Raw genomic sequence first — 22536 nt, 5'->3', positions numbered from 1 at the left:
TGCCATGCCCCAGTTCGCCATGATTACCGGTGATGTGACCTATACGCCGGGTGACGGTGCGCCCATCGAAATCCCCCGCGTGCGGGTCGAAGTCGCGCTCGCGCCCGACAGCGCCACACTGAGCTGGGAAGCCGCCGAGGGCATTACCGGCGTGACAGCCATCCCGCTGACCCAGTTTGATGACTATGTGCGGGACGGCAAGATCACGATGACACCGGAATAAAGACCTGCGCTTCAAAAAAACAGAGCCGGACAGGGCCAAACCATGCGCCCGGCTTGAAAGATTCCTGGGCTGGTTCAAAACACCATTTGCGCTTCACGCTGGAACAACTCTTGCGTCGAAAGCCGAAAAATACTCCGGTAAGCTCAGGCCATGAACTCCAGCATTGAATTACTCCCCAAGACGTGCGATGTCCTGGTGATCGGCGCCGGCCCGTCCGGCAGCGCGGCCGCCTTCACCCTGGCCAAGACCGGGCTGGACGTGGTGCTGATCGACCAGCATGCCTTTCCCCGCGACAAGATCTGCGGCGACGGCTTGATCCCGGACGCGCACAAGGCCCTTGACCGGCTCGGCGTGCTTGACGAGGTCATGCGCCAGGCCCATTCATCCGAATTTTTGAGCTGCATCAGCCCGCGCGGCGGGCGCATCGATGTGGCCGGAACACTGGCCGTGCTGCCGCGCAAGCAGCTGGACGATATCGTCTGCAAGGCGGCCGTGGCGGCGGGTGCGCGCATGTTCGCGCCAGTGCGTTTTACCGCGCCGATCGAGGAAAACGGCAAGGTGACAGGCGCGCGCCTGGCCCAGTCAGGCCATGAGTGCGAACTGCGGGCAACCTGGGTCATCCTGGCGACGGGCGCAGTCCCGCAGGCGCTGATGGCCGCCGGCATGGCGGAGCGGCACACGCCCAGCGCCATCGCGATGCGCTGCTACATCAAGAACGACGCGATGGCGTCCAGAATCGACAAGCTGGAAGTTATCTGGCACAAGGCGCTGGCGCCCGGCTACGGATGGATTTTCCCGTGCGGCAATGGCGTTTTCAATGTGGGCGTCGGCATCCTGGCCGCGCCCGATGACCCGGCGGGCAAGCGCGATACATCGCAGGGCAAGGCAGGCACCGCCAATTTGCGCCAGATGTTCGAAGCCCTCGGCACCCTGTCGGAGCCGGCCAGGGAACTGATGGCGGGCGGCACGCGCCTGAGTCCGCTCAAGGGCGCGCCGCTGCGCTGCAGCCTGCAGGGGGCGCAACTGTCGCGGCCGGGCCTGCTGGTGACCGGCGAGGCCGCTGGCAGCACCTACGCTTTTTCTGGCGAAGGCATCGGCAAGGCGCTGGAAACCGGCATCCTGGCGGCAGAGGCGATCTTGCAGGGCGAGGGCGAGGCGCAGGTGCGCGCCCACTACCAAAGCCGGATTGAAGCGCTGCGGCCGCGCTTTGCGCTGTACGAGCGGGCCAACCTGGTCAACAAATATCCGTGGCTGGCCGATTTGCTGATCTGGCGGGCACGCAAAAGCGCGCGCCTGCAGCAGCGCCTGAGCGGGGTTCTGAACGAAACCAGCAATCCGGGCAGCCTGTTCACCGTCAAGGGCTTTGTCCGGCTGTTTACCGAATAAGGCCACGCTGGCAGGCCTTTGTTACTATCATTTATATAGCTATCAACGCTTATACAGCAAGCGCAAAAGCATTTTTTGGCATATATTTCTTCAAAATTTAGCCGGCTGAAGCCAGTCCGCCTCTTTCCTTCACACACCATGCCCATTCATCACTCTGCCCTTCCCCAGCGGCTGCTGTCCCGCCGCTCGGCCCTGCTGGGCAGCGTCGGCCTGCTGGCGCTGCCCGCTTCACGCCTCGCGGCAGCCGCCGCGCCGCCATCGTCCGAGGTCTGGCCGAACGCCTTGCAGGTTCCCGGCGGCATCGCCCGGCTGTCGCTGGGTCCGGCGGCAGCGCGTCCCGTGGCGCATGCGGGCGATGTACCCTTGCTGGTGCTGGGCGACGTGATCGAATGGACGGCGCTGGTCGGCATTCCGCTGTCGGCCGCGCCGGGCAAGGCGAGCATCACACTGCAGCTTGAGGGCGGTGGCCAGCGGCAAATCGCCTACACGGTGGCCAGCAAGCGCTACAGCGAACAGCGGCTGAAGGTGGCGCCGGGCACGGTCGATCTGTCGCCCGAAAACGAGGCGCGCTACGAGCGCGAGCGCGCGCACCAGGCCACGGTCATGGCGACGTTCAGCACGCCGCTACCCGATGCGTCGTCGCTGCGCATGCAGGTGCCGGTGCCGGGGCGGCGCTCCAGCTCGTTCGGGCTGCGGCGCGTGTTCAACGGCCAGTCGCGCAATCCGCACAGCGGCATGGACATCGCGGCCAGCACGGGAACGCCGGTGGTGTCGCCGCTGCCGGCACGGGTCATCGACACGGGTGACTATTTCTTCAACGGCAAGACGGTCTGGCTGGACCACGGCGGCGGGCTGCTGAGCATGGTCTGCCACCTGAGCGAGATCGGCGTGAAGATGGGCGAGCTGCTCCAGACCGGCGAGCGCGTCGGTGCCGTGGGCGCCACCGGCCGCGTGACCGGGCCGCACCTGCACTGGGGCGTGATGCTGAACCGGACGATGGTGGACCCGGCGCTGTTTCTGGCGGCCTGACTGAATCCATCACATTCAATATGCTTTTTCCTACGCCATCTGTAGCCGCCTGCACATAGCCGACGGTGATCCACGGATGTACCATGGAACATGGATGGATGTCCGCCATGCAAACGCCACTGCAACCGCTTGAAAATTCGGATGAAATCAACTTTTTCATCACCGAAGGGGCGCATCGGCTTGCCACCATATCGATGAATGACTATGGTTTTTTGCTATCCGCCAGGATGGCGCAAACCTACTTGGACAGGGCCGCGCAGGTGCTTGAATCAACACGCGGGTTTGACCATGCGTTTTTCACCGAAGTCAGCCTGCTGAAGACAGCCGCCACGAAAATCGGCCGCGAATATGCGCAGTTCGAGGTGTTTTGCACCGATTGCGAGCGCTTTGACCGGCTGGAAACGAACAACTGGACCGAATGGGTTTCCAAGTGCGCGGTGCGCGCCATCTCCAGGGGCTACCGGGGAACCGTCAGCCATCACCTAGCCTACAAGATTCGCACTTTCCATTCAAGGGTGTGCTCGGTCCTGACCGGAAAATAAGGTCTTTTCATCGGTGCCGTCCAGCGAAAATGCCAGGCTGGAAATCCGTCCCGCCGGGGAAGCCGTTTTTCCAATCAAGTCAATGCATCCAAACAAGGGGAAATCACACATGGGTAAAGGTCGCCTGGAAGCCTTCAGCGATGGCGTGATCGCCATCATCATCACGATCATGGTGCTGGAGTTGAAGGTGCCGCATGGCACCGAATGGGAAACGCTGCACCCGTTGATTCCGGTATTTTTGAGCTATGTGCTGAGCTTTGTTTTTGTCGGCATCTACTGGAACAACCACCATCACATGCTGCACGCCACGCGCCAGGTGAATGGCGGCATTTTGTGGGCCAACCTGCACTTGCTGTTCTGGCTGTCGCTGATCCCGTTCGTGACCAGCTGGATGGGTGAAAACCATTTCGCGGCCTTGCCGGTGGCCTTGTACGGGACGGTCTTGCTGATGGCGGCCTGCGCCTATTTCATTCTTTCCCGCGCCTTGATTGCATTGCACGGCAAGGGCTCGCCGCTGGCCCTGGCACTGGGCGGGGACTTCAAAGGCAAGGTGTCTATCCTCGTTTACGCCGTGGCGATTCCGCTTTCATTCGTGAATGCCTGGATGGCCATCGCCCTTTACGTGTCCGTGGCATCCATGTGGCTGCTGCCCGACCGCCGGATCGAAAACACCCTCGTGCGCTAAAAGCAGCCGGCTCGCTCAGGTCGCGGCCATGGCCTGGGGCAGCGTGGCGACCAGGTAGTCGATCAGGGCACGCACGGCGACAGGCACCCGGCGAGTGGCCGGATACAGCGCATACAGGGCGATTTCCGGGGACTCCTGCCACTGCGCCAGCACCGGCACCAGCCGGCCCGACGCGAGGTGCCCGGCCGCCAGAAACGCCGGTTGCAGGATCAGCCCGGCGCCGGCCATGGCGGCCTCCAGCAGCACTTCGCCGTTGTTCGAGCACAGCGGCCCGCCGACGGCGACATGCGCTTTTTCGCCGCCCCTGCCCAGGCGCCACACATGGCCGGTGTTGGTGTGCGCGTAGTTCAGGCAGCGGTGCGCCTTGAGTGCCTGCGGCGAGTCCGGCACGCCCTGCGCCTGCAGGTAGCCGGGAGCGGCATAAATCGCCCGGGGCACGCCGCACAGGCGCCGCGCCGCGAGCGAAGAGTCCTCCAGCTCGGCAATGCGCAGCGTCAGGTCAAAGCCGTGCTCGAACGGATCGAGCAGCCGGTCATTCAACTCGACGCGCAACTCGATTTGCGGATGCAGCGCCAGAAAGCCCGGCAGCAGCGGCGCCAGCACCAATTGACCAAAGGACATCGGCGCATTGACACGCAATGGCCCGGCCACCATGCCCTGCAAGGCGGCCATGGCTTCGCGCGCCTCGGCGTCAATGGCCAGCAGTTCCAGCGCATAGCTGTGCAGGGTGGCGCCGGCGCTGGTCAGGGCGACGGAGCGTGTGGTGCGGGCAAACAGCGCGCCGCCGTAGTCCGCCTCCAGCGAAGCGATGAGTTTGCTGATCTGCGAACGCGTCACGCCCAAGGCCCGCGCGGCCCCGGCAAAGCTGCCACACTGCTTTGACAGCACCAATGCCCTGAGGGCATCAAGTCGGTCCATTGTCTCTTTCCTGGATACAGTTTGGATGCAAATTCGTATCTAGTGATGTTAAGGGAAACCATTTACGATGCCCATCTGATTCGCCTTCAACCCCTGCCCAACCACTGCCAAAGGAAGCACCATGACCCCAGGAAAACTCGAACTGCTGACCCCTGAAAACTGCGCGCTGGTGCTGATCGACCACCAGCCGCAAATGACGTTCGGCGTGGCCAACATCGACCGTCAGCTGCTGAAGAACAACGTCATCGGCCTGGCCAAGGCGGCCCGGCTTTTCAAGGTGCCGACCGTGCTGACTTCGGTTGAAACCGAATCGTTTTCGGGCAACATCTGGCCCGAACTGCTGGCCGTGCTGCCCGACAACCACATCTTTGAGCGCACCAGCATGAACACCTGGGATGACGCCGGCGTGAAGGCCGAGCTGAAGAAGTTCGGCCGCAAGAAGCTGGTGCTGGCCGCGCTGTGGACCGAAGTCTGCCTGAACTTCCCGGCGCTCGAAGCCATGGCCGATGGCTACGAGGTCTATTTTGTCGAGGATGCCTCCGGCGGCACCTCGGTCGCGGCGCACAACATGTCGGTGCAGCGCATGATCCAGGCCGGCGCCGTGCCGATCACCTGGCAGCAGTTCCTGCTCGAAATGCAGCGCGACTGGGCGCGCAAGGAAACCTACGCCGGAACGACCGGCATCGTCGTGGAGCATTCTGGCGCCTATGGCTCGGGCATCGACTACGCGATGACGCATGTGCACAAGCTGCCGGCGCGCAAGCTGGGCTGAAGGCAGGCCATGAACCGCACCGAGGCCAAGCCTCCTGCATCCACCGGCCAGCAGGCTGACGCGTCCCCTGAGAGTGTCAGCTTTGTCGTGCAGCACCGCGTGCGCGCCGATGCGCAGGCGGCCTACGAAACCTGGCTGGCCGAAACCATGCGGGTGGCGGGCAGCTTTGCCGGACACCAGGGCGTGCATGTGGTGCGCCCGGCGGCGGGCGGCACCAGCTACACCATCGTCGTGCGCTTTGCCACGTATGAGGAAGCGACGCGCTGGCACCAGTCGGCCGAGCGCGCGCGCCTGGTCGAGGCCCTGCACCCTTACCTGGAGAGCGGCGAGCAGGTCAGCATCGGCGCGGGCATCGACTACTGGTTCCAGCCCCGGCCTGCCGCGCCCGGCGAGCCGCCCATGAAGCCGCCGGCATGGAAGCAGTGGCTGATCACCACCTCGGTGATCTGGCCGCTGACGATGGTCGTGCCGTGGCTGTTCAAGCCCGTGTTCAAGGCCGCTCCGGTGCTGGGGATGTACGGGGTGGCGCACGTCATCATTGCCTCCGTCATCGTCGCCCTGGTCGTCTGGGTGATCATGCCGCGCTACACGCAACTCGTGCATGGCTGGCTGTTTCGCAAGGACTAGCCGGCATGCCTCCTCGCCGCCGCGCCCTGTCACCCGCCCATCGACTGTTCAATTCCCGGAGGCCCCCATGACCGCTGCCATCACGCTTGCCGAAGTCATCTTCATCAATGGCCGCTTCACCACGCTGGACCGGCAAAATCCGCAGGCCACGGCCGTGGCGATAGCTGGCGGCAAATTCATCGCCGTCGGCGACCGCGAGGACGCCATGTGCCATGCGGGCAGCCAGTCGCAGGTGATCGACCTTGCCGGCGCGGCCGCCCTGCCCGGCCTGCACGACAGCCACACGCACCTGATTCGCTGCGGCCTGAACTACACCATGGAGTTGCGCTGGGACGGCGTGCCCTCGCTGGCCGATGCCATGGCGATGCTCAAGGCGCAGGCAGCGCGCACGCCGGCGCCGCAGTGGGTGCGCGTGGTCGGCGGCTTCACCGAGCACCAGTTCGCTGAAAAGCGCCTGCCGACGCTGGAAGAAATCAATGCCGCCGCGCCCGACACGCCGGTCTTCATCCTGCACCTCTACGACCGCGCCCTGTTGAATGGCGCTGCGCTGCGCGCCGTCGGCTACGGCAGGGACACGCCCAACCCGCCCGGCGGCGAGATCGTGCGCGACGCCCGTGGCAACCTGACCGGCCTGCTGCTGGCCAGGCCAAACGCCATGATTCTCTACGCCACGCTGGCCAAAGGCCCCAAGCTTGACCCGGAGGCGCAGGAGGCCTCGACCCGGCTTTTCATGCGCGAACTCAACCGGCTGGGCATCACCTCGGTGATTGACGCCGGGGGCGGCTTTCAAAATTACCCCGACGACTACCGCGTGATCGAGAAGCTGCGCGATGCCGGTGAGCTGACGGTGCGCATCGGCTACAACCTGTTCACGCAGCGGCCCAAACAGGAAGTCGAGGACTTTCGCCAGTGGTCCGAACTGCTGCCGCCGCTGTCGGGCAGCGACATGTTCCGCCACAACGGCGCCGGTGAGATGCTGGTGTTTTCCGCCGCCGATTTCGAGGATTTCCGCGAACCGCGCCCCGACCTTCCCGCCAGCATGGAAGACGAGCTGGAGGGCGTCGTGCGCCTGCTGGTCGAAAAACGCTGGCCGTTCCGGCTGCACGCGACCTATGACGAATCGATTGGCCGCGCGCTCGACACCTTTGAAAAGGTCAACCGCGAGATTCCGTTCAACGGCCTGCACTGGTTCTTCGACCATGCCGAAACCATCAGCCAGCGCAACATCGAGCGCGTCAAGGCACTGGGCGGCGGCATCGCCGTGCAGCACCGCATGGCCTACCAGGGCGAATACTTCATCGAGCGCTACGGCGCCAGGGCCGCCGAGCAGTCGCCGCCGGTGCGCAAGATGCTCGACGCCGGCATTCCCGTGGGCGGCGGCACCGATGCGACGCGTGTCGCCAGCTACAACCCGTGGATCTGCCTGCACTGGATGGTCACCGGCCAGACGGTCGGCGGCACGGCGCTGTACCGGCCCGACAACCGGCTTGACCGGCACACCGCACTGCAGCTATGGACCACCGGCAGCGCCTGGTTTGCCAATGCCGACGGACAAAAGGGCCAGATCAAGGCCGGCCAGCTGGCCGATTTCATCGTTCCCTCGCGCGACTTCTTCGGCGTTCCCGAGTCCGACATCAAGGATCTGGTGTCGCACCTGACGGTGGTTGGAGGGCGCATCGTGCATGGCGACGGCGGCTTCGCCGGACTCGCGCCGCCCATGCCCAAGGCCGCCAACGACTGGGCGCCGACCAACGCCTTTGGCGGCTACTGGCGCGAGCCCGCGCCGGGCCAGGCCACGCGGCGCAAGGCGATGCAGCCATTTGCCGACTGCTGCGCCAAGCCCTGCGCCGTCCACGGCCACGCGCACACCCAAAGCTGGCTCGCAAATGCGCCGGTGTCGGACGAAAAGAGCTTCTGGGGAACGCTGGGCTGTGCCTGCTGGCTTTAGTCCGCAGCGGCAGGGGCAGGGCCAAAATGGGCAGTGCCCGATAATTCGGCCTCTCGCCACGACTGGCCGACAGCCAGGCAATTCATCCATCAACCGACCGACAGCCCCTTGACCCAACGGCACGACGCTTCACGCCTGATTCTCTTCAACAAGCCCTACGGCGTGCTCAGCCAGTTCACGCCTGAAGGGCGGTGGCGCGGGCTCAAGGACTTCATCGCGATTCCCGGTGTGTATGTCGCCGGCCGGCTGGATGCGGACAGCGAAGGCTTGCTGCTGCTGGCCAACGACGGCAAGCTCCAGGCGCATATTGCCGACCCGCGCTTCAAGATGGAAAAAATCTATTGGGTCCAGGTCGAAGGCACGCCCGGCGAGGCCGCGCTGCAAGCCTTGCGCGAAGGCGTTGCGCTGAACGATGGCCCGACCCGTCCGGCGCGGGCCAGGCTGATGGATGCGCCGGCAGCACTTTGGCAACGCGAGCCGCCGGTTCGCGTTCGCCAGTCCATCCCGACCGCCTGGATCGAACTGGGCATTCGCGAAGGCCGCAACCGCCAGGTGCGGCGCATGACGGCGGCCGTGGGGTTTCCAACCCTGCGCCTGGTCCGCGCGGCCATCGGCAACTGGTCGCTCGACGGCTTGGCGCCGGGAAGCTGGCGGGACCATGCAATCGATCAGTTCAAGCCTTCATCCACCACCAGATAACGCTTGACCAGGTCAAAAAATCGCTCATAAAAGGCGTCCGAGGAGATGGTCTTGCTGGCAACCTTGACCATGGCATCGTTGCTGGAGCTGAAAGGCAGCGACACCGAACCCAGCGCGCCCACGCCCAGGCTGGCCGAATTGTTGCTTTTCTTCAGGGCGTAAACGTCCTGCAGGGCGGTCACAAAACCCAGGCTGACCTTGCCGTCGGGGCTGTCGGGCGCGCAGACCACGCGGATTTCCATTTGCAGATGCGACTCGGGTTCGGGCTGAAAGCTTTTGCGGCCCTCGACCATGTCCTCCCGGGCCGCGCTGATGATGTAGCCCTGGCTCAGCAGCGCCCTTCGGGCGGCCTCGCAGGTTTGCGCCGCCGTGGCGTCAAACAGCCGGGAATAGGTCACGGTGGAGCCGAACTCCTCCTGTGACGCAAAAGCTTTCGGCGTACTGCCGCAGGCGCTCAGCAAGCCGCAAAGGCTCAACAAGCCTGCCAGCCAGACGGCCGCGTTGCGATGTATGCAGGAAAAATTCAAAGCTGGGCACTCCTTCAGGTAGCAAAAATTGTAGGCCGGTTCATCGGGCAAGCCGGGCCAACATGGGTTTTTCGCCAGGGGCCGCTTACCGGCAACTGACTAATCTCGCAAGCCATTGATTTTAAACAAGAAGTATTCTTTCAACGATTGCTTTAAGGCGCTCTTAAGCTGGCCATTTTTATAATTTTGGCCACATCAACACGAGGAAAAAAAGCCATGAGCCTTCCAAAATTCGCGCATCGCTACCACATGGCGTCCATTTCACTGCACTGGCTGATGCTTGCCTTGTTCATTGCGGTGTACGCCAGCATTGAGCTGCGCGTGCTGTTTGAAAAAGGCACCGAACTCCGCGAAACGATGAAAAGCCTGCACTTCATGTTCGGCCTTCTGATGTTTTTCCTGGTCTGGCTGCGCATCGCGATGCGCTTCAAATACCCTGCGCCACGCATTGAACCGGCCCCGCCCCAATGGCAGGTGCTTGCCGCCAGACTGGCCCACCTGATGCTCTACGCCCTCATGATCGGCATGCCGCTGGCCGGCTGGCTGCTGCTGAGTGCCTCCGGCAAACCGATTCCGTTTTTTGGCCTGGAGCTTCCGGCGCTGATCGGAAAAAACAAGGAGCTGGCAGGCCAGATCAAGGAAGTTCACGAACTCGTGGGCACCATCGGCTACTTTTTGATTGGCGCGCATGCTGCGGCGGCCCTGTTTCATCACTACATCAAACGCGACAGCACCCTGCTGAGCATGCTGCCAAAAACCGCCGCCTGATTGCCCGCCAGTCGGCAGCCGCGTTGAGTGCTTGCAATTTCACCATTAGGCCAAAACTGCAGCCCATGACCGATTCACTTCACATTGTCTGCCCGCACTGCCACACCACCAACCGCGTTCGCGCCGACCAGTTCGGCAGCCAGCCGACCTGCGGCAGCTGCAAGAAGGCGCTGTTCACCGCGCACTCGGCCGCGCTGGACGAGGCGGCTTTCGACAAGCACATCAGCCGCAACCAGATTCCGGTGCTGGTCGATTTCTGGGCGCCGTGGTGCGGCCCGTGCCGCCAGATGGCGCCGGCCTACGAGCAGGCTGCGGCGCAGCTGGAGCCGCAGGTGCGGCTGGCCAAGGTCGATACCGAAGCCGTTCCCAGCCTGGGCGCGCGCTTCAATATCCGCAGCATTCCGACGCTGGCGCTGTTCAAGGGAGGCCGCGAAATCGCCCGGCAGCCCGGCGCCATGGGCGCGGCCGACATCGTGCGCTGGGTGCAGTCGCACCTGCGCTGAACGCAAAAAAGCCAGCCAGTCCAGCCTTGCTGGGCTGGACTGGCTGGCCGGGATTCGCTGCTTCAGGCGCCGGGTGAAATTTCCGCTCGCCTGGGGCGGGCTGTCAGCCGCGACCGTATCGGTCGTTGTTATGCATCATGCGCTCCACATCCTCGCGTAGCGCATCGAGTTCATCACGCAACTGGCGGCGCTCATTGCGGGTCACGACGCCGTCGGACTTGAAAAAGGCTTCGTGGCGGGCAATCTCGCGCTCCCGGCGTTCCAGCCTGCGCGCTTCGCGCTGGGTGATGCGGCCCGAGCGCACGCCCTCGTCAATGCGCTGGCCGATCTGGTACTCGCGGTTGTCGATGCCGGGGGTGCTGGCGGCATCGCCCGCATTGCCCGCATAGCCGGGCCTGACCACCTCGCGGTTTGCCATCATGCGTTCCACATCGGCGTTCAGGGCGCTCAGGTCGGCCCGCAACTGCTGGCGTTCCTGCGGGTTGGCCGAGCCATTCGCCTTGTACTGGTTCTCGCGCATCTGGATGTCGCGTTCACGCCGGATCAGCACCTGCGCCTCCGAAGGCGTGATGTGGCCGGACGCCATGCCCTGCTGGATGCGTGTGCTGATGGCCTGCTGCGCCTGGTCGATGCGGGGGGTATTCGTGCTCTGGGCCATGGCCGGGGCCACGCCCAGTCCGGCGAACAGGGCCGATGCGACCAGCGAGGCGGTGAAGAGTTTTGATTTCATAAGGTTCCCCAATTCATGGATGGACTTGCCGGCAGTTCCTCGCACACGGCGGCTGGAGCTGCGCCTGAATCGTGGCTTTTCTAAGGCTCTGTGTGATTCAGTGCCTCATTGTTGCGCTGCATTTGTTAACGTGGTGTAAGGAAAACGAGCTTTTACCCGGTATTTACCTTATGGTTACAGGCGTGTCTTTGTGCTTTTTTTCTGTCCGTCATCTGGTCAAATAACTATATTTTTGATAGCTGCTCGCGCACGTGTACTATGCGCAAAAGCCTTGTTTGGCTTATAAAACCCAGCCAAGGCAGCTAACTTCCAAGCCCCAGCGCCTGCAACGCAATCGCCGCCTGCCGCGTCAGCGCCACCGCCACGATGTAGGCAAAGGTTGCCAGCGCCGCTAGCAGGGCAAAGGCCCGCACGCCCTTGGTCTTGCCGCGCTTCAAAGCCACGGTGCCGAGCACGATGTAGGCCACCAGCGCCAGCACCTTGGCCGTCAGCCAGGGCTGCACGAACGGGTACTGGCCGCTCCAGAACACCAGCACCAGCGCGCTGGCCAGAAGCAGCGTATCGACGGCATGCGGCACCACCTTGACCCAGCGCCGCTGCAGCATGGGCGAGTCGGCCAGCATCCACAGCCCGCGCAGCAGGAAAAAACTCCCGCTCAGCACGGCAAAGGTGATGTGGAGGTGCTTGATGGCGAGGTAGTTCACGGGCAGTTCCGGTTGAGTGGGTGCGCAAAGGCCAAAAACAGCAGTGCCAGGCCCGCCGGTGGTCAACCCGCGTCCTGGCACCTGGAGGGCAGCGCCGCCATTTTACAAATGCTGAAAGCGCCGGCCCCCGATCAGGTCAGCACCTTGAAATCAATCACGATCTCGCCCGGGTTGCGCTGGACATACTCGATGCGCACGCTGGCGCCGAAATGTCCGTTGATCTGCGACAGCAGCGGCAAAGGGTCATGGTCGTTGCAAAAGCGCATGGTTTCGCCGGGATGCAGCGCATCGAGCGCGCCGAAGATGGCGGCGTGGCGAAAGCGCTTGGCAACGCCGCGCGCATCGAACGGATAGACGCCTTCCGAGATCACGGGATGGGAACAGTTGTGCGACATGAAAATACTCCTGGAGGATTTGAAAGAACTGAGAAGGTGGCTTGCGAAGAGGCCAGCTTTGCCAGCCTCTTCGGGGAACGGTTGATCGCTGATCGATCAGGCCCGCTTGGCGCCCACGGGAACGGCAACGGCCGGCCTGGCCTTGCCGCCGGTCAGCAGGCGGATGGCGAACCAGGCCAGGAACACGGTGCCGATGGCAAACACCACATCGCCCGGAACCCGGAGCCAGACCAGCGTTTCCATGAAAGGCGAATGCACGACTTCGGGCGAGCGCGCAAACCACATGCCCTGGGTGATGCTGGCCCAGGCCTGGTAGATGCCGGCCGGCACCAGCGAGATGAACACCATCATGGCCAGGCCGATGTTGAGGCACCAGAACATCGGCGCCAGCAGCTTGTCGGACCAGGCCAGGCGATTCGACAGGCCGCGCAGGCAGAACAGCAGCAGGCCGATGCCCAGCATGCCGTACACCCCGAACAGCGCGGCATGGCCGTGGGCCGCCGTCATGTTCAGGCCCTGCATGTAGTACAGCGCAATCGGCGTGTTGATGGAAAAACCCAGCAAACCGGCACCGACCACGTTCCAGAAGCCGACGGCGATGAAGCACAGGATGGGCCACTTGTAGGCCTGCACCCAGGGCGCCGACTTGGAGCGCTGGTAATTGCGGTAAGCCTCGACACCGATCATGGCCAGCGGCACCACTTCGAGCGCCGAGAACATCGCGCCAATCGCAATCACGAAGGTCGGCGTGCCGGTGAAATACAGGTGGTGCAAGGTGCCCAGGATGCCGCCGAACAGGAACACGATGGTTTCCAGCACGATGGCGCTGTTGGCGGTGCTGGCGCGAATCAGGCCCAGCCGGGTGAACAGCAGCGCGATGACGGCGGTGGCGAACACTTCAAAGAAGCCCTCGACCCACAGGTGGACCAGCCACCAGCGCCAGTACTCGACCATCGAGTAATGCGTGGTCTGGCCCCAGGTCAATGACGTGGCATAAAAGCCGCCAATGCACAGCGCGGCCAGGAACACCATGGCAATCAGGCCACGGCTTTCGGACGGCGTCTTCAGCGCGGGCATCAGTCCGCGACCGAGCAGCAAGACCCAGAACAGCAGGCCGACAAACAGCAGGACTTGCCAGATTCGGCCCATGCTGGTGAATTCCAGGCCCTGGTTGCCGATCCAGAAGCTGAAGTCGGTGCCCAGATGCTGCAGAGTGCCGAGCCAGCCAAAGGCGGTCGAGCCGACGACGATGAACAGCAGCGCGTAAAACAGCACATCGACGCCGAGCTTCTGGTACTTGGGCTCATGGCCCGAGATGGCCGGCGCGATGTACAGGCCGGTCGCCAGCCAGGCAGTGGCAATCCACAGCACGGCAAACTGCGTGTGAATCGTGCGGCTCACGGTGAACGGCAGGATTTGCCCCAGCGGGAAGCCAAAGAAGCTCTGGCCCTCGACCGCGTAGTGGGCCGTGATCACGCCCATGCCGACCTGCGCCATGATCAGGCCAATCACCACGTAGAAGTATTTGCGCGTGGCCTTCATCGACGGCGTGGGTTTGAGGTCGAACAGCGGATCGTTCTTCGGTGGCATCGGGTCGCCCTCTTCCCTGGCCGTCGAGTGGTAGAAGATCATGCCGGCAATCGCCGCGATCATGAAGATGATGCTGGCAATCGACCAGATGCCGGCGCCGGCGGTCGGCGTGTTGTCCACCAGCGGCTCGTGCGGCCAGTTGCTGGTGTAGCTCAAATCAGTTTCATTGGGCCGGTCCGTTGCGGCCGACCATGCGGACCAGAAAATGAAGGCCGGAAGCGCCTTCAGGTCATCCGCGTCGGGCAGCAAGCCTGAACTCATCGCGTATTGCTCGCGCAGCTTGTCGAGCGATGGCGCATCGCCGAACAGGTCGGTGTAATGCTTCATCACCTGCTGCACCGCCTCGGCGCGCTCGGGCGACAGGGTGATCGCGCCAGTCGCTGCGTCATAGGTGTTGCCGCGCATCTCGGTTTTCAGCCGGGCGTTGATTTCGGCCTGCTGGCCGACGCTCAGCGTCTCGAAAGACTTGCCAAAATCGCGCTTGGCCCAGACGCCGCGCAGTGCCAGCGCTTCGCGGTGCAGCCAGTCGGCCGACCAGTCGGGTGCCAGGTAGCTGCCGTGGCCCCAGACCGAACCGAGCTGCTGGCCGCCGGCCGACAGCCAGGCTTTCTGGCCGCGCTGGACCTGGCCTTCGGAGAACAGCACCGCTCCCTGGGTGCTGATGACTTGTTTCGGAATCGGCGGTGCTGTCAGGTAAATCTCCGTTCCGACCCAGCCGAGAACGGCAAAGGACAGCGCACAGATGACAGCAAGCCAGGTCCAGAGTTTGCGCGTAGCGTGCATGGCAAATTTCCTTTTGGTTTGCAGTTGAAAAATTCGAAAACGCTTCAAATTTAATAACATGGATTCTACATATATCTTTTATAAACATGCCAATAAAATACATTTTTTTGTGCCGGCGTTCCTGAAAAGCGTCACGCTCTATAGAATTGACAACGCACCCCACGCAGGCAGGCTCCTGCGTCAACCCTCCCCTTCACCCGAGAATTCCCGCGCATGAGACTGACCACCTACACCGATTACGCACTGCGCACGCTGATGTACCTGGCCGCCAACCGGGAACGGCTGGTGACCATCCAGGACATTGCCGATGCGCATGGAATCGCAAAGAACCACCTGACCAAGGTCGTGCACCAGCTGGGCATCCTGGGCGTGGTCGAATCGTTGCGCGGCCGCAATGGCGGGCTGCGGCTGGGCCGCGAACCCGGCCAGATCAACATTGGCGCGGTGGTGCGCAGCACCGAACCCGACTTCTACATGGCCGAGTGTTTCGACCCCGGCAAAAGCCACTGCATCATGAGCGCCGCCTGCTCGCTCAAGGATGTGCTCAATGACGCCACCATGGCCTACCTGGCGGTGCTCGATGGCGTCACGCTCGACTACCTGATGAAGACAGCGGGCAAGCGCGCCGAGGGTGAAGCCTCCTTCAAGTCGATTCCGATCCGGCCGCAAACGAGCCAGCCGGAGCCCAGGCATCCAGAACCCGGCCTGAAGCCGGCCTGACGGCGTCCTGGCCCTGTCCAGGATTTCGCTCTGTATCCGGTCCCATTGAAAACCTTGATCTGCATCAACTTAAAACATGCATTTAATATGTACATTAATTTCCAAGCAGATCAAAGAAGCTGCCGCACATAACCACCCCATCGTCCACCTGACGCAGGGTGGAGCGCAAAAAACCTGGCGCGAATCCCGCGCCAGAACATGCCAGTGAACTTATGTTTAAGGTAATAAAAATGAAAGCCGGTTTTATAAGAAAAGCTGTAGCCGCAGCAGTCATCGGTGTTGTCGGCCTGGCGTCAAGCCATGCCGCCACACCCCACGACCAGCACGACACCGGCGTCAAGTACCGCCCCGACGTGACCTTCACGCTGCGCACCGACATTGCCGATGGCAAGCTGGTGTTCATCGGCGAAGCCGGCGCCATCAAGGGCAAGGTCAACCCGCAGCTCGCCGTGGCCGAAGGCGCCATCGTGCAGATCAACCTGGTCAACGGCGACGGTGCGACGCACGACATCAGCGTGCCTGATTTCAAGGCCTCATCGAACCAGCTCAACACCAAGGGCGCCAGCACCACCATCGTCTTCAAGGCCGACAAGAAAGGCGAATTCAAGTACATCTGCTCGCTGCCCGGCCATGTGCAGGCCGGCATGATCGGCCAGATCCTGGTCGGCGAAGGCGCCGCCAAAGCCAAGGCGCTAGGCGCGGAAGTCTCGCGCAGTCCGATGGAAACCGGCCAGCCGGTCGGCGCGCGTGGCCCGCAAAGCCTGACGGTGAACCTGGACACCACCGAAGTGCTGGGCCAGCTGGCCGACGGCACGACCTACAAATACTGGACCTTCAACAACAAGGTGCCCGGGCCGTTCATCCGGGTGCGCCAGGGCGACACGGTGACCGTCAACATGGCCAATGCCACCGACAGCAAAATGATCCATTCGGTGGACTTTCATGCCGTCACCGGCCCCGGCGGCGGCGCTGCCGTGACGCAGGCCGCGCCCGGCAGCAGCAAGAGCTTCACCTTCAAGGCCATCAATCCGGGCCTGTATGTGTACCACTGCGCCACGCCGATGGTGGCCCAGCACATCTCCAACGGCATGTACGGCATGATCCTGGTCGAACCCGAGGGCGGCCTGCCCAAGGTGGACCGCGAGTTCTACGTGATGCAGGGCGAGCTGTACACCGCCCAGGCGCACGGCACGCTCGGCGAAAACGAGTTCTCGCTTGAAAAACTGCTCAAGGAGCAGCCCGAGCACATGATGTTCAACGGCACCATGGACGCATTGACCAAGACGCACCGCATGGAAGCCAAGGTCGGCGAAACCGTGCGCATCTTCTTCGGCGTCGGCGGCCCCAATGCCACGTCGAGTTTCCATGTGATTGGCGAAGTGTTCGACCGGGTGTTCAGCCAGGCCGACCTGACCTCGCCACCGATCAGGAATGTGCAGACCATTTCGGTGCCGCCCGGCGGCGCCTCCATGGTCGAGTTCAAGGTGGAAGTGCCCGGCCGCTACATCCTGGTGGACCACGCCCTGTCGCGCCTTGAAAAAGGACTGGCCGGTTTCCTGTACGTTACCGGCCCGGAAAATCCAGCGGTGTTTCATACCGCCGAAAAAATGGACCCCAATTCGGGTCATTGAACAAGAGAGGGAGGCCGTGGCTTGCATGCCTGCCGGTTGATGGCGGTGCCGGCGACTTGACAGGCGCGACAGTTCTCTGTCGCGCTTTTTTTTAGCGTTGATTCGGCCCATGATTTATTATCAAATCAGCTTCCTGCGCAAATAGGACGGGCATAAGCTGCTATAGAAACAGAAGCGCAAGCCGTGCCCGACACCCGCGCCCGCTTCCCGATTCGTCGCAGGCTGAGCGCGACGACCCGCGCACCTTGCAGCCCGCGCTCGCCCAGACCTCAGGAATGCATCATCGCTATAAAAATAATAGCTGCTTGCGCATACTGGCATTGCACAAAAGGCTATTTTTACTTAAATCGCCGGGCTGCTGGCCGCAGCGACGAACACGCCGCTGAGCAACTCTGGCAGGCGCTCGATGCCCATCTTGAAGCCGCAGGCCTGCGCGTGGCCGCCGCCGCCCATGCTTTCGGCCAGCGCAATGCAGTCAAAGCTGCGCTGCGAGCGCAGGCCGACCTTGACGCCGCCGCTTTTGCCCACATGCCACAGCAGCGCAAACGTGCCGCTTTTTTCCGACAGCATGTTGCCGATCAGGCTGTGGAACACGCCGGGCGCGTTCAGCATCAGCCCGCTCTGGCCGTTGAACGTCACGGGCTGCGCGCCCTCGGCGATGTCGGCGGCGAGCTTTTTGAACTTCTCGTCCATGGCCGCGCCGCGCGCCATGAAATCGGTGATCTGCTCGGGATTGAAGGCGGCAATCTCGGCCCAGCGTGCAAAGTCGAGCGGCTCCATGTCCAGTGCAGCCAGAAAAGCGGGGCTCTCGGGATATTGCCAGGCCCAGATGTCGCGGTCTTCGATAAATAGCACCAGGCCTGGCACGGGCGCGGCGGGCTGGAAGAATTCCCAGGCCAGCCGGGCGCCGGACTTGCTCATGTCAAAGTGAACCACGCCGCAGCGGCAGGCAAAGCCGGTGAGCTTTTCGGCCGCGCTCTTGTGGTGGTCGAGCATGACGAGCTTGGCGGCGCGCTCTTCAATGGCGCGCAGGATGTCGGCTGAAAACGAGAAGTCGAGGATGTAGACGGCGCGGCCACTAAGGGCAGGCAGGTCGTCCACCGATTTGATGTCGCCATGGTCGAGCGGCAAAAATTCCGCCTTGCCGGCATAGAACAGCCAGGCGGCCAGGGCCGAGGCAAAGCCGTCGGGGCATTTGCGGCCGTGGTAGATGATTAGCGGCTGCGGGTCGTTGAGGTCGGGGGCAACCAGGAGTTGCAGGGGAAGAATGGTTTTCATGAGCCGCCGATTGTCGCCTTGCTGCTGGAGCGTTAGTGCATGCACACATTTCCGAGGGCTTGCTGACTCCTTCCCCCAGCGGGGGAAGGAGCAAAACCGGAGCGCTGCCGGGCTCAGCCGGCGCTGATTTCAATGCGGCGCGGCCGGGCTTCTTCGGCTTTCGGGATGCGCAGGGTCAGCACGCCGTTGGCGAGCTTGGCCTCGATCTTGCCGGGGTCGAGTTCGCGGCTCAGGGTGAAACTGCGCCGGTACTGCAGCGTCTGGACTTCGCCGTACACCAGTTCCATGTTGCCGGCCACCGCCGGCACCGAGGCCGCGCCTTCGATCAGCAGGTTGTCGCCGGTCACGCGCACGACCAGTTGCTCCTTGGCCACGCCGGGCATGTCGGCGATGACGACAAAGCCGGTTTCATCTTCAAAAATGTCCACGGGCGGCAGCAAGGCGGCGCGGGACGGGGTCTGCGCGGCTTGCCTGCCCTGCTGCGCGACGGGCAAGACGTCACGCGCACCCTGCCCGCCTTGCTGCGCCTGTCCGCCGGCTTGCCGGCCCGGGTCACCCTGCCGGTTGTCCTGGCTCGACTGGCCGGTCCGCGACTCCGCCTGGCCGGGCTGCTGGCGCGCTGCCTGACCGGACTCGCCGGACTGGGCGGTCTGCTGGTTCTGGTTCTGCTGATTCTGCTGATTCTGCTGGTTGGTATCCATGACATTCCTCCTTGATCAAAAATGACTTTCGGACATCAGCTGATGCTGATCTGGCGCGGTTTGGACGCTTCACGACGGGGCACGGTGACCCGCAGCATGCCGTCGCGGCAGGTGGCGTTGATCCTGGCGGGATCGGCGTCGTCGGGCAGTGAAATCACCCGCCGAAAGCTTCCCTTGAAACGCTCCTGGGCATACACAGCGGTGTTGTCGCTTTGGGCAGGGCCATCGTTCTTGCGCTCGCCGGCAATCACCAGCAGGCCCTTGTCGATGGTGACCTGGAGTTCGGCCGGCTCCACGCCCGGGGCCAGCGCCAGCACTTCAATCGCCTCGGGCGTGCTGCCGACATTGATGACCGGGAAGGTGTGGCGCGGCAAGGCGCGAATGCTGCCGCCAGAGCCCGGCCGGAAAGCCTGCTCGAAACTTTCCTGCAGGCGGTTCAGGTCGGCGAACAGGTCGCCGTAAAGGTTCAGTGTTCCATTCATGAGGTGCCTCTCCTTGCCTGCGTTGGTTGAACATCAAGGGGCAACAGCGCAGGCTCTGCTGCCCCCGGCGCATCAGCCGATGCGATTCAAGACCAGCCGGCACGGGCGCCAGCCAGTCCTGACAGCATCACGATATTGGCTGGCTGGAAAATTTCAAGGGATCAACGTGAAGGGTTGTAAAGCCACGGCCCAGGCTACTCAGACCGCTCGACGACTTCAGGCAAGCGGTAAGCCGATGCCTCCTCGGCCGTTTCAGGCGTGGCGCGCGGCTGGTCGCTGTGCGACACCCTGTAGCCGTCGGCCACGTAGCCCGGGCCTTTCATCACCATCACGATGACGCAGCCAATGCCGATAGTGACGACCATGGACCAGTGGAAGACGATCACGCCGCCGATGACATAGTCCATCATCTGGACCCTGCGCAACTCTGCGGCGCTAGGTGCGGAGTCGCTTAGCAGATGCACCAGGGCCAGGCACAGCAAGGGCAGGACCGTGCCGGCCAGGGCGATCAGCGGCAGCTTTCTCCACAGCCGCCATTCCAGTCCGCTGGCAGCGCGCAAGCTTGGCTGAATTTTTTTAAACCAGTTCAATGTCTTACCGTTCATAAAACCATAGACAAGCATTCCAGGGAAGATTTCTCTACCACGGAACATCTTCCAGCACGTCAGCAGAACAGTTGTGCTGACGATTCGCACCACGGAATTGCGCCGTGGAAGACCAGATGGCACCCAGTGACCGCGTTGCCGGGGCCAGAGGTGGCGGGTCTTTTTGATGATCCCCGCACCGGAAATGCGCTGCATGCGCTGCTTTGAGATTTGTGCGAACCTTCGACCAGAACGACCATACATGCTTCAAGCGATTCCTTACAGGTAGCTCGAAGGTGACATGACCGCCGTTGCCAGTGGGCACCAGACCCACAGACACAGCCGAACGCTCGGACAAACCCAAACCTCGACGGGCGATAGCCAAGGCTGCGCCCTGATGAACCGAGACTCCTTTAATCCGTGCGTGGTTCACCGCACCGATCACTGAGGTGTAGGCCGGATTCACTTCGATCACTTCGACACCGGCACGAAAGGCTGCGGCCTTCAAACCCGATGCAATGCTGTTGCAGGCAAACGAGGACAGCAGGCAGGCCTGCTTGCGGTTGACGGCTTCCAGCTCGGCCTTCTTCTTCTGGAAATTGAGCTTTTCGATGACGACGGGCTTGCCGTTCGTTCGGGCTTGCATGACGAGGGCGCCCACCGCATCGCCAATCAGCGCCTTGGCCTGATCCGCCGATTTGCCATAGGTGTGCAGGTCGATTCTGCGGGCGGCAATCAAGTTGCCAAAACGGTCTGTTTCAGCGACTGCCAGGTGGTCGGCATTGACATCCACGCCCATCGAACCCATGCCTGCGCTGGTGCTGACCTTGACAGCTTTAGCGTGTACGCTGACAAACACCCGCCAGCCTTTGGCATCACGCACGAAGCGGTAACTCAACGCGGTGCCCGTGCGCTTGACCATTGCCACGCCGGCCTTGGTTTTGGTTGTAACGTGCTGGCTGGTACACAGCGCGGCCACTATCTGGCTGTGACCATAAGCAAACCGGATGCCAATAAGCGTCAGGCGCTTGCCCTGACCGGACAGGGCATCGGGCAGTCTCAAGGTCAGCTTCAAACTGCCGTCGCCGGCGACCGCGGCCCGGCAGCCTTGGCAGCCCGCTGACTCATCCTTGCTGCCCAATACAAAGAACTGGCTGGAGCGCCCGGCCGTCCAGTCCTTTTTCCATGCTTCATGGGAGTCGTAGCCATTGGCCTGCAGCTCGAATTGCGCGTGAAACAGCTTTTTACTGCCAAAGCACAAGCGAGTCTTGCCCGATTCGTGATCACCCTGCATGGCTGAGAGGCGCGATTGCAGCAGGGCCAGCCGGCGCTTTTTCTGGTGCAGCTTGTCGCTGCCTGGCGCTTTGCCCGTCAGCCTGGCAATGACCTTGAGCGCTTTCTTGATGCGCGCTTGCGCCTCGGCAATCAGCTCGGGCCTGCGCTGCCTGATCGAGTCGATCTTGCCTTCCAGGCCAATACGCACCGCATTGAACTGACGGGCCGTGATGCCGAACCGGGACAAGAAATCGCGCTTGAGATCGTTGAGCTTGCCACCGGCCTGCAGGGCTGCAAAAAGACTGCGCTCGGCACGCCCGTACAGTTCGGCATACGCATCGAGCATCACCGCCTGCGCTGCATCGAGTGCAGGACGGGTCTGGTAAGTGAAGACGGGGCGCTCACTCATGAATGGCAGCGAGCGCTTTTTGCGCCCGATTCCTGGCCCATCGTTCCTTGCCGCGCCCCTTCAGGCCTGAAGCAGCGGCCGCATCGACAGTCAATCCTCTTGTTGGCCGCCGCGTATTCGCTCAGGCGTGATAACGGCCTGTCCAGATCGCCTTTTTGATCGGCGTGTACTGGCAGCGTCCTGGCTTTGCACATGCGCCACGCCGCTTTGTAACGGATGCCTTGCAACGCTGCCCGCACATTTAATTTCATAGGCGTATTTTGCACCGTATGTCTATATTTATCTATGTATTACTAAGCGGCTACCAGCCCCCATTTACTGTGCTCCACCCTGTGCATAACATTGTTCAAAAGCCCCGCAAGCCGCGCCACCACTGGCTTTCAGGATTGTGCGCTCGAATTGAGCAAAGACCCCGCTGGCAGGTCCTGCGAAAGCCCGATTTACCTCTGAAACGCTGTTTTCGCAAGTGCTTTTACCATGGCCTGTCAATTCCCGGTTTCACGCCCCCATCGGCTTGAAATTACCCACCGTTTCTGTGGGCTACCCTGTGGATAACAATGTTCATAACCGACAAGACCCGCACCAGCGCTGGCTTTGCGGACCGTGCCTTGCAATTGACCAACCTGT

The 22536-nt window shown here is 62.6% G+C and carries 24 protein-coding genes; 13 read left to right on the top strand and 11 right to left on the bottom strand.

All coding sequences use genetic code 11. The features are described from left to right. The first annotated feature begins 4 nt into the window (after window positions 1-4). The 5 genes from PNAP_RS06735 (at window position 5) to PNAP_RS06715 (ending at window position 3865) form a co-directional block, all read left to right on the top strand. Window positions 5-223 (top strand): hypothetical protein, encoded by a 219-nt coding sequence (locus PNAP_RS06735; RefSeq protein ID WP_011800750.1) that lies wholly within the window; start codon window positions 5-7, stop codon window positions 221-223. A gap of 150 nt (window positions 224-373) precedes the next feature. Then, window positions 374-1609 carry an NAD(P)/FAD-dependent oxidoreductase gene (locus PNAP_RS06730; protein WP_011800749.1) on the top strand — a complete coding sequence of 412 codons (1236 nt, stop codon included), beginning with the start codon at window positions 374-376 and terminating at the stop codon, window positions 1607-1609. A gap of 138 nt (window positions 1610-1747) precedes the next feature. Further along, on the top strand, window positions 1748-2638 hold the full coding sequence (locus tag PNAP_RS06725) for a M23 family metallopeptidase (protein WP_011800748.1): 891 nt from the start codon (window positions 1748-1750) through the stop codon (window positions 2636-2638). 107 nt (window positions 2639-2745) lie between these two features. Continuing rightward, window positions 2746-3180 carry a hypothetical protein gene (locus PNAP_RS06720; RefSeq protein ID WP_157040222.1) on the top strand — a complete coding sequence of 145 codons (435 nt, stop codon included), beginning with the start codon at window positions 2746-2748 and terminating at the stop codon, window positions 3178-3180. Window positions 3181-3289: 109 nt separating this feature from the next. After that, window positions 3290-3865, top strand: coding sequence for a TMEM175 family protein (locus PNAP_RS06715; protein ID WP_011800746.1), 576 nt, complete (start codon window positions 3290-3292; stop codon window positions 3863-3865). Window positions 3866-3880: 15 nt separating this feature from the next. Here the strand turns inward: PNAP_RS06715 and PNAP_RS06710 are convergent, their stop codons facing one another. Beyond that, window positions 3881-4783, bottom strand: a complete 903-nt coding sequence (locus PNAP_RS06710; protein ID WP_011800745.1) for a LysR family transcriptional regulator — start codon at window positions 4781-4783, stop codon at window positions 3881-3883. A gap of 121 nt (window positions 4784-4904) precedes the next feature. Here PNAP_RS06710 and PNAP_RS06705 point away from each other — a divergent pair, with 121 nt between their 5' ends. From PNAP_RS06705 to PNAP_RS06690, 4 genes are all read left to right on the top strand, one after another. Further along, the gene (locus PNAP_RS06705) at window positions 4905-5555 is read left to right on the top strand and encodes a hydrolase (protein ID WP_011800744.1); all 651 of its coding nucleotides are present in this window, start codon (window positions 4905-4907) and stop codon (window positions 5553-5555) included. Between the two features lie 9 nt (window positions 5556-5564). Further along, window positions 5565-6182, top strand: coding sequence for an antibiotic biosynthesis monooxygenase (locus PNAP_RS06700; protein WP_011800743.1), 618 nt, complete (start codon window positions 5565-5567; stop codon window positions 6180-6182). 67 nt (window positions 6183-6249) lie between these two features. Beyond that, window positions 6250-8130 (top strand): amidohydrolase, encoded by a 1881-nt coding sequence (locus PNAP_RS06695; RefSeq protein WP_011800742.1) that lies wholly within the window; start codon window positions 6250-6252, stop codon window positions 8128-8130. A gap of 108 nt (window positions 8131-8238) precedes the next feature. Beyond that, window positions 8239-8829 carry a pseudouridine synthase gene (locus tag PNAP_RS06690; RefSeq protein WP_041376579.1) on the top strand — a complete coding sequence of 197 codons (591 nt, stop codon included), beginning with the start codon at window positions 8239-8241 and terminating at the stop codon, window positions 8827-8829. Here the strand turns inward: PNAP_RS06690 and PNAP_RS06685 are convergent. Then, window positions 8799-9356 (bottom strand): DUF2242 domain-containing protein, encoded by a 558-nt coding sequence (locus PNAP_RS06685; RefSeq protein WP_011800740.1) that lies wholly within the window; start codon window positions 9354-9356, stop codon window positions 8799-8801. The two genes, PNAP_RS06690 and PNAP_RS06685, sit on opposite strands and share 31 nt — an antisense overlap. Before the next feature lie 216 nt (window positions 9357-9572). Between PNAP_RS06685 and PNAP_RS06680 the strand changes: the two genes are divergently transcribed. After that, the gene (locus tag PNAP_RS06680; protein WP_011800739.1) at window positions 9573-10124 is read left to right on the top strand and encodes a cytochrome b; all 552 of its coding nucleotides are present in this window, start codon (window positions 9573-9575) and stop codon (window positions 10122-10124) included. 65 nt (window positions 10125-10189) lie between these two features. Beyond that, window positions 10190-10627 carry a thioredoxin TrxC gene (trxC, locus tag PNAP_RS06675; RefSeq protein ID WP_041376578.1) on the top strand — a complete coding sequence of 146 codons (438 nt, stop codon included), beginning with the start codon at window positions 10190-10192 and terminating at the stop codon, window positions 10625-10627. Window positions 10628-10730: 103 nt separating this feature from the next. Here the strand turns inward: trxC and PNAP_RS06670 are convergent, their stop codons facing one another. From PNAP_RS06670 to PNAP_RS06655, 4 genes are all read right to left on the bottom strand, one after another. Further along, entirely contained in the window at window positions 10731-11357 is a 627-nt protein-coding gene (locus PNAP_RS06670; protein WP_011800737.1) for a hypothetical protein, read from the bottom strand. Between the two features lie 302 nt (window positions 11358-11659). After that, window positions 11660-12061 carry a SirB2 family protein gene (locus PNAP_RS06665; protein WP_041376577.1) on the bottom strand — a complete coding sequence of 134 codons (402 nt, stop codon included), beginning with the start codon at window positions 12059-12061 and terminating at the stop codon, window positions 11660-11662. Between the two features lie 131 nt (window positions 12062-12192). Further along, a complete protein-coding gene (locus tag PNAP_RS06660; protein ID WP_011800735.1) occupies window positions 12193-12456 on the bottom strand; it encodes a DUF2249 domain-containing protein in 264 nt (87 codons plus the stop codon). Window positions 12457-12552: 96 nt separating this feature from the next. Beyond that, on the bottom strand, window positions 12553-14829 hold the full coding sequence (locus PNAP_RS06655; RefSeq protein ID WP_011800734.1) for a nitric-oxide reductase large subunit: 2277 nt from the start codon (window positions 14827-14829) through the stop codon (window positions 12553-12555). A 213-nt stretch (window positions 14830-15042) separates the two neighbouring features. Here PNAP_RS06655 and PNAP_RS06650 point away from each other — a divergent pair, with 213 nt between their 5' ends. Next, window positions 15043-15549, top strand: a complete 507-nt coding sequence (locus tag PNAP_RS06650) for an RrF2 family transcriptional regulator (protein WP_011800733.1) — start codon at window positions 15043-15045, stop codon at window positions 15547-15549. Window positions 15550-15779: 230 nt separating this feature from the next. Continuing rightward, window positions 15780-17180, top strand: coding sequence for a copper-containing nitrite reductase (gene nirK / locus PNAP_RS06645; RefSeq protein WP_011800732.1), 1401 nt, complete (start codon window positions 15780-15782; stop codon window positions 17178-17180). A 342-nt stretch (window positions 17181-17522) separates the two neighbouring features. On the opposite strand, the gene PNAP_RS06640 is transcribed toward nirK, so the two are convergent. The 5 genes from PNAP_RS06640 to PNAP_RS06620 all read right to left on the bottom strand — a co-directional run bounded on the left by PNAP_RS06640 (window position 17523) and on the right by PNAP_RS06620 (window position 21909). Further along, window positions 17523-18458 (bottom strand): DHH family phosphoesterase, encoded by a 936-nt coding sequence (locus PNAP_RS06640; protein ID WP_011800731.1) that lies wholly within the window; start codon window positions 18456-18458, stop codon window positions 17523-17525. Window positions 18459-18571: 113 nt separating this feature from the next. Then, on the bottom strand, window positions 18572-19159 hold the full coding sequence (locus PNAP_RS25580; protein WP_011800730.1) for an Hsp20/alpha crystallin family protein: 588 nt from the start codon (window positions 19157-19159) through the stop codon (window positions 18572-18574). Window positions 19160-19194: 35 nt separating this feature from the next. Continuing rightward, window positions 19195-19641 (bottom strand): Hsp20/alpha crystallin family protein, encoded by a 447-nt coding sequence (locus PNAP_RS06630; protein ID WP_011800729.1) that lies wholly within the window; start codon window positions 19639-19641, stop codon window positions 19195-19197. Between the two features lie 194 nt (window positions 19642-19835). Further along, window positions 19836-20201 (bottom strand): hypothetical protein, encoded by a 366-nt coding sequence (locus PNAP_RS06625; RefSeq protein WP_198140677.1) that lies wholly within the window; start codon window positions 20199-20201, stop codon window positions 19836-19838. Window positions 20202-20280: 79 nt separating this feature from the next. Next, complete coding sequence (locus PNAP_RS06620) at window positions 20281-21909, bottom strand: IS200/IS605 family accessory protein TnpB-related protein (RefSeq protein ID WP_011800727.1); 1629 nt, start codon at window positions 21907-21909, stop codon at window positions 20281-20283. Between the last annotated feature and the right edge of the window lie 627 nt (window positions 21910-22536).

Origin of the sequence: Polaromonas naphthalenivorans CJ2 (genome assembly GCF_000015505.1) — a bacterium.
GTDB lineage: Bacteria > Pseudomonadota > Gammaproteobacteria > Burkholderiales > Burkholderiaceae_C > Polaromonas > Polaromonas naphthalenivorans.
Note: the sequence above shows the minus strand (reverse complement) of the source record. Positions and strands in the feature narration are given on the sequence as shown.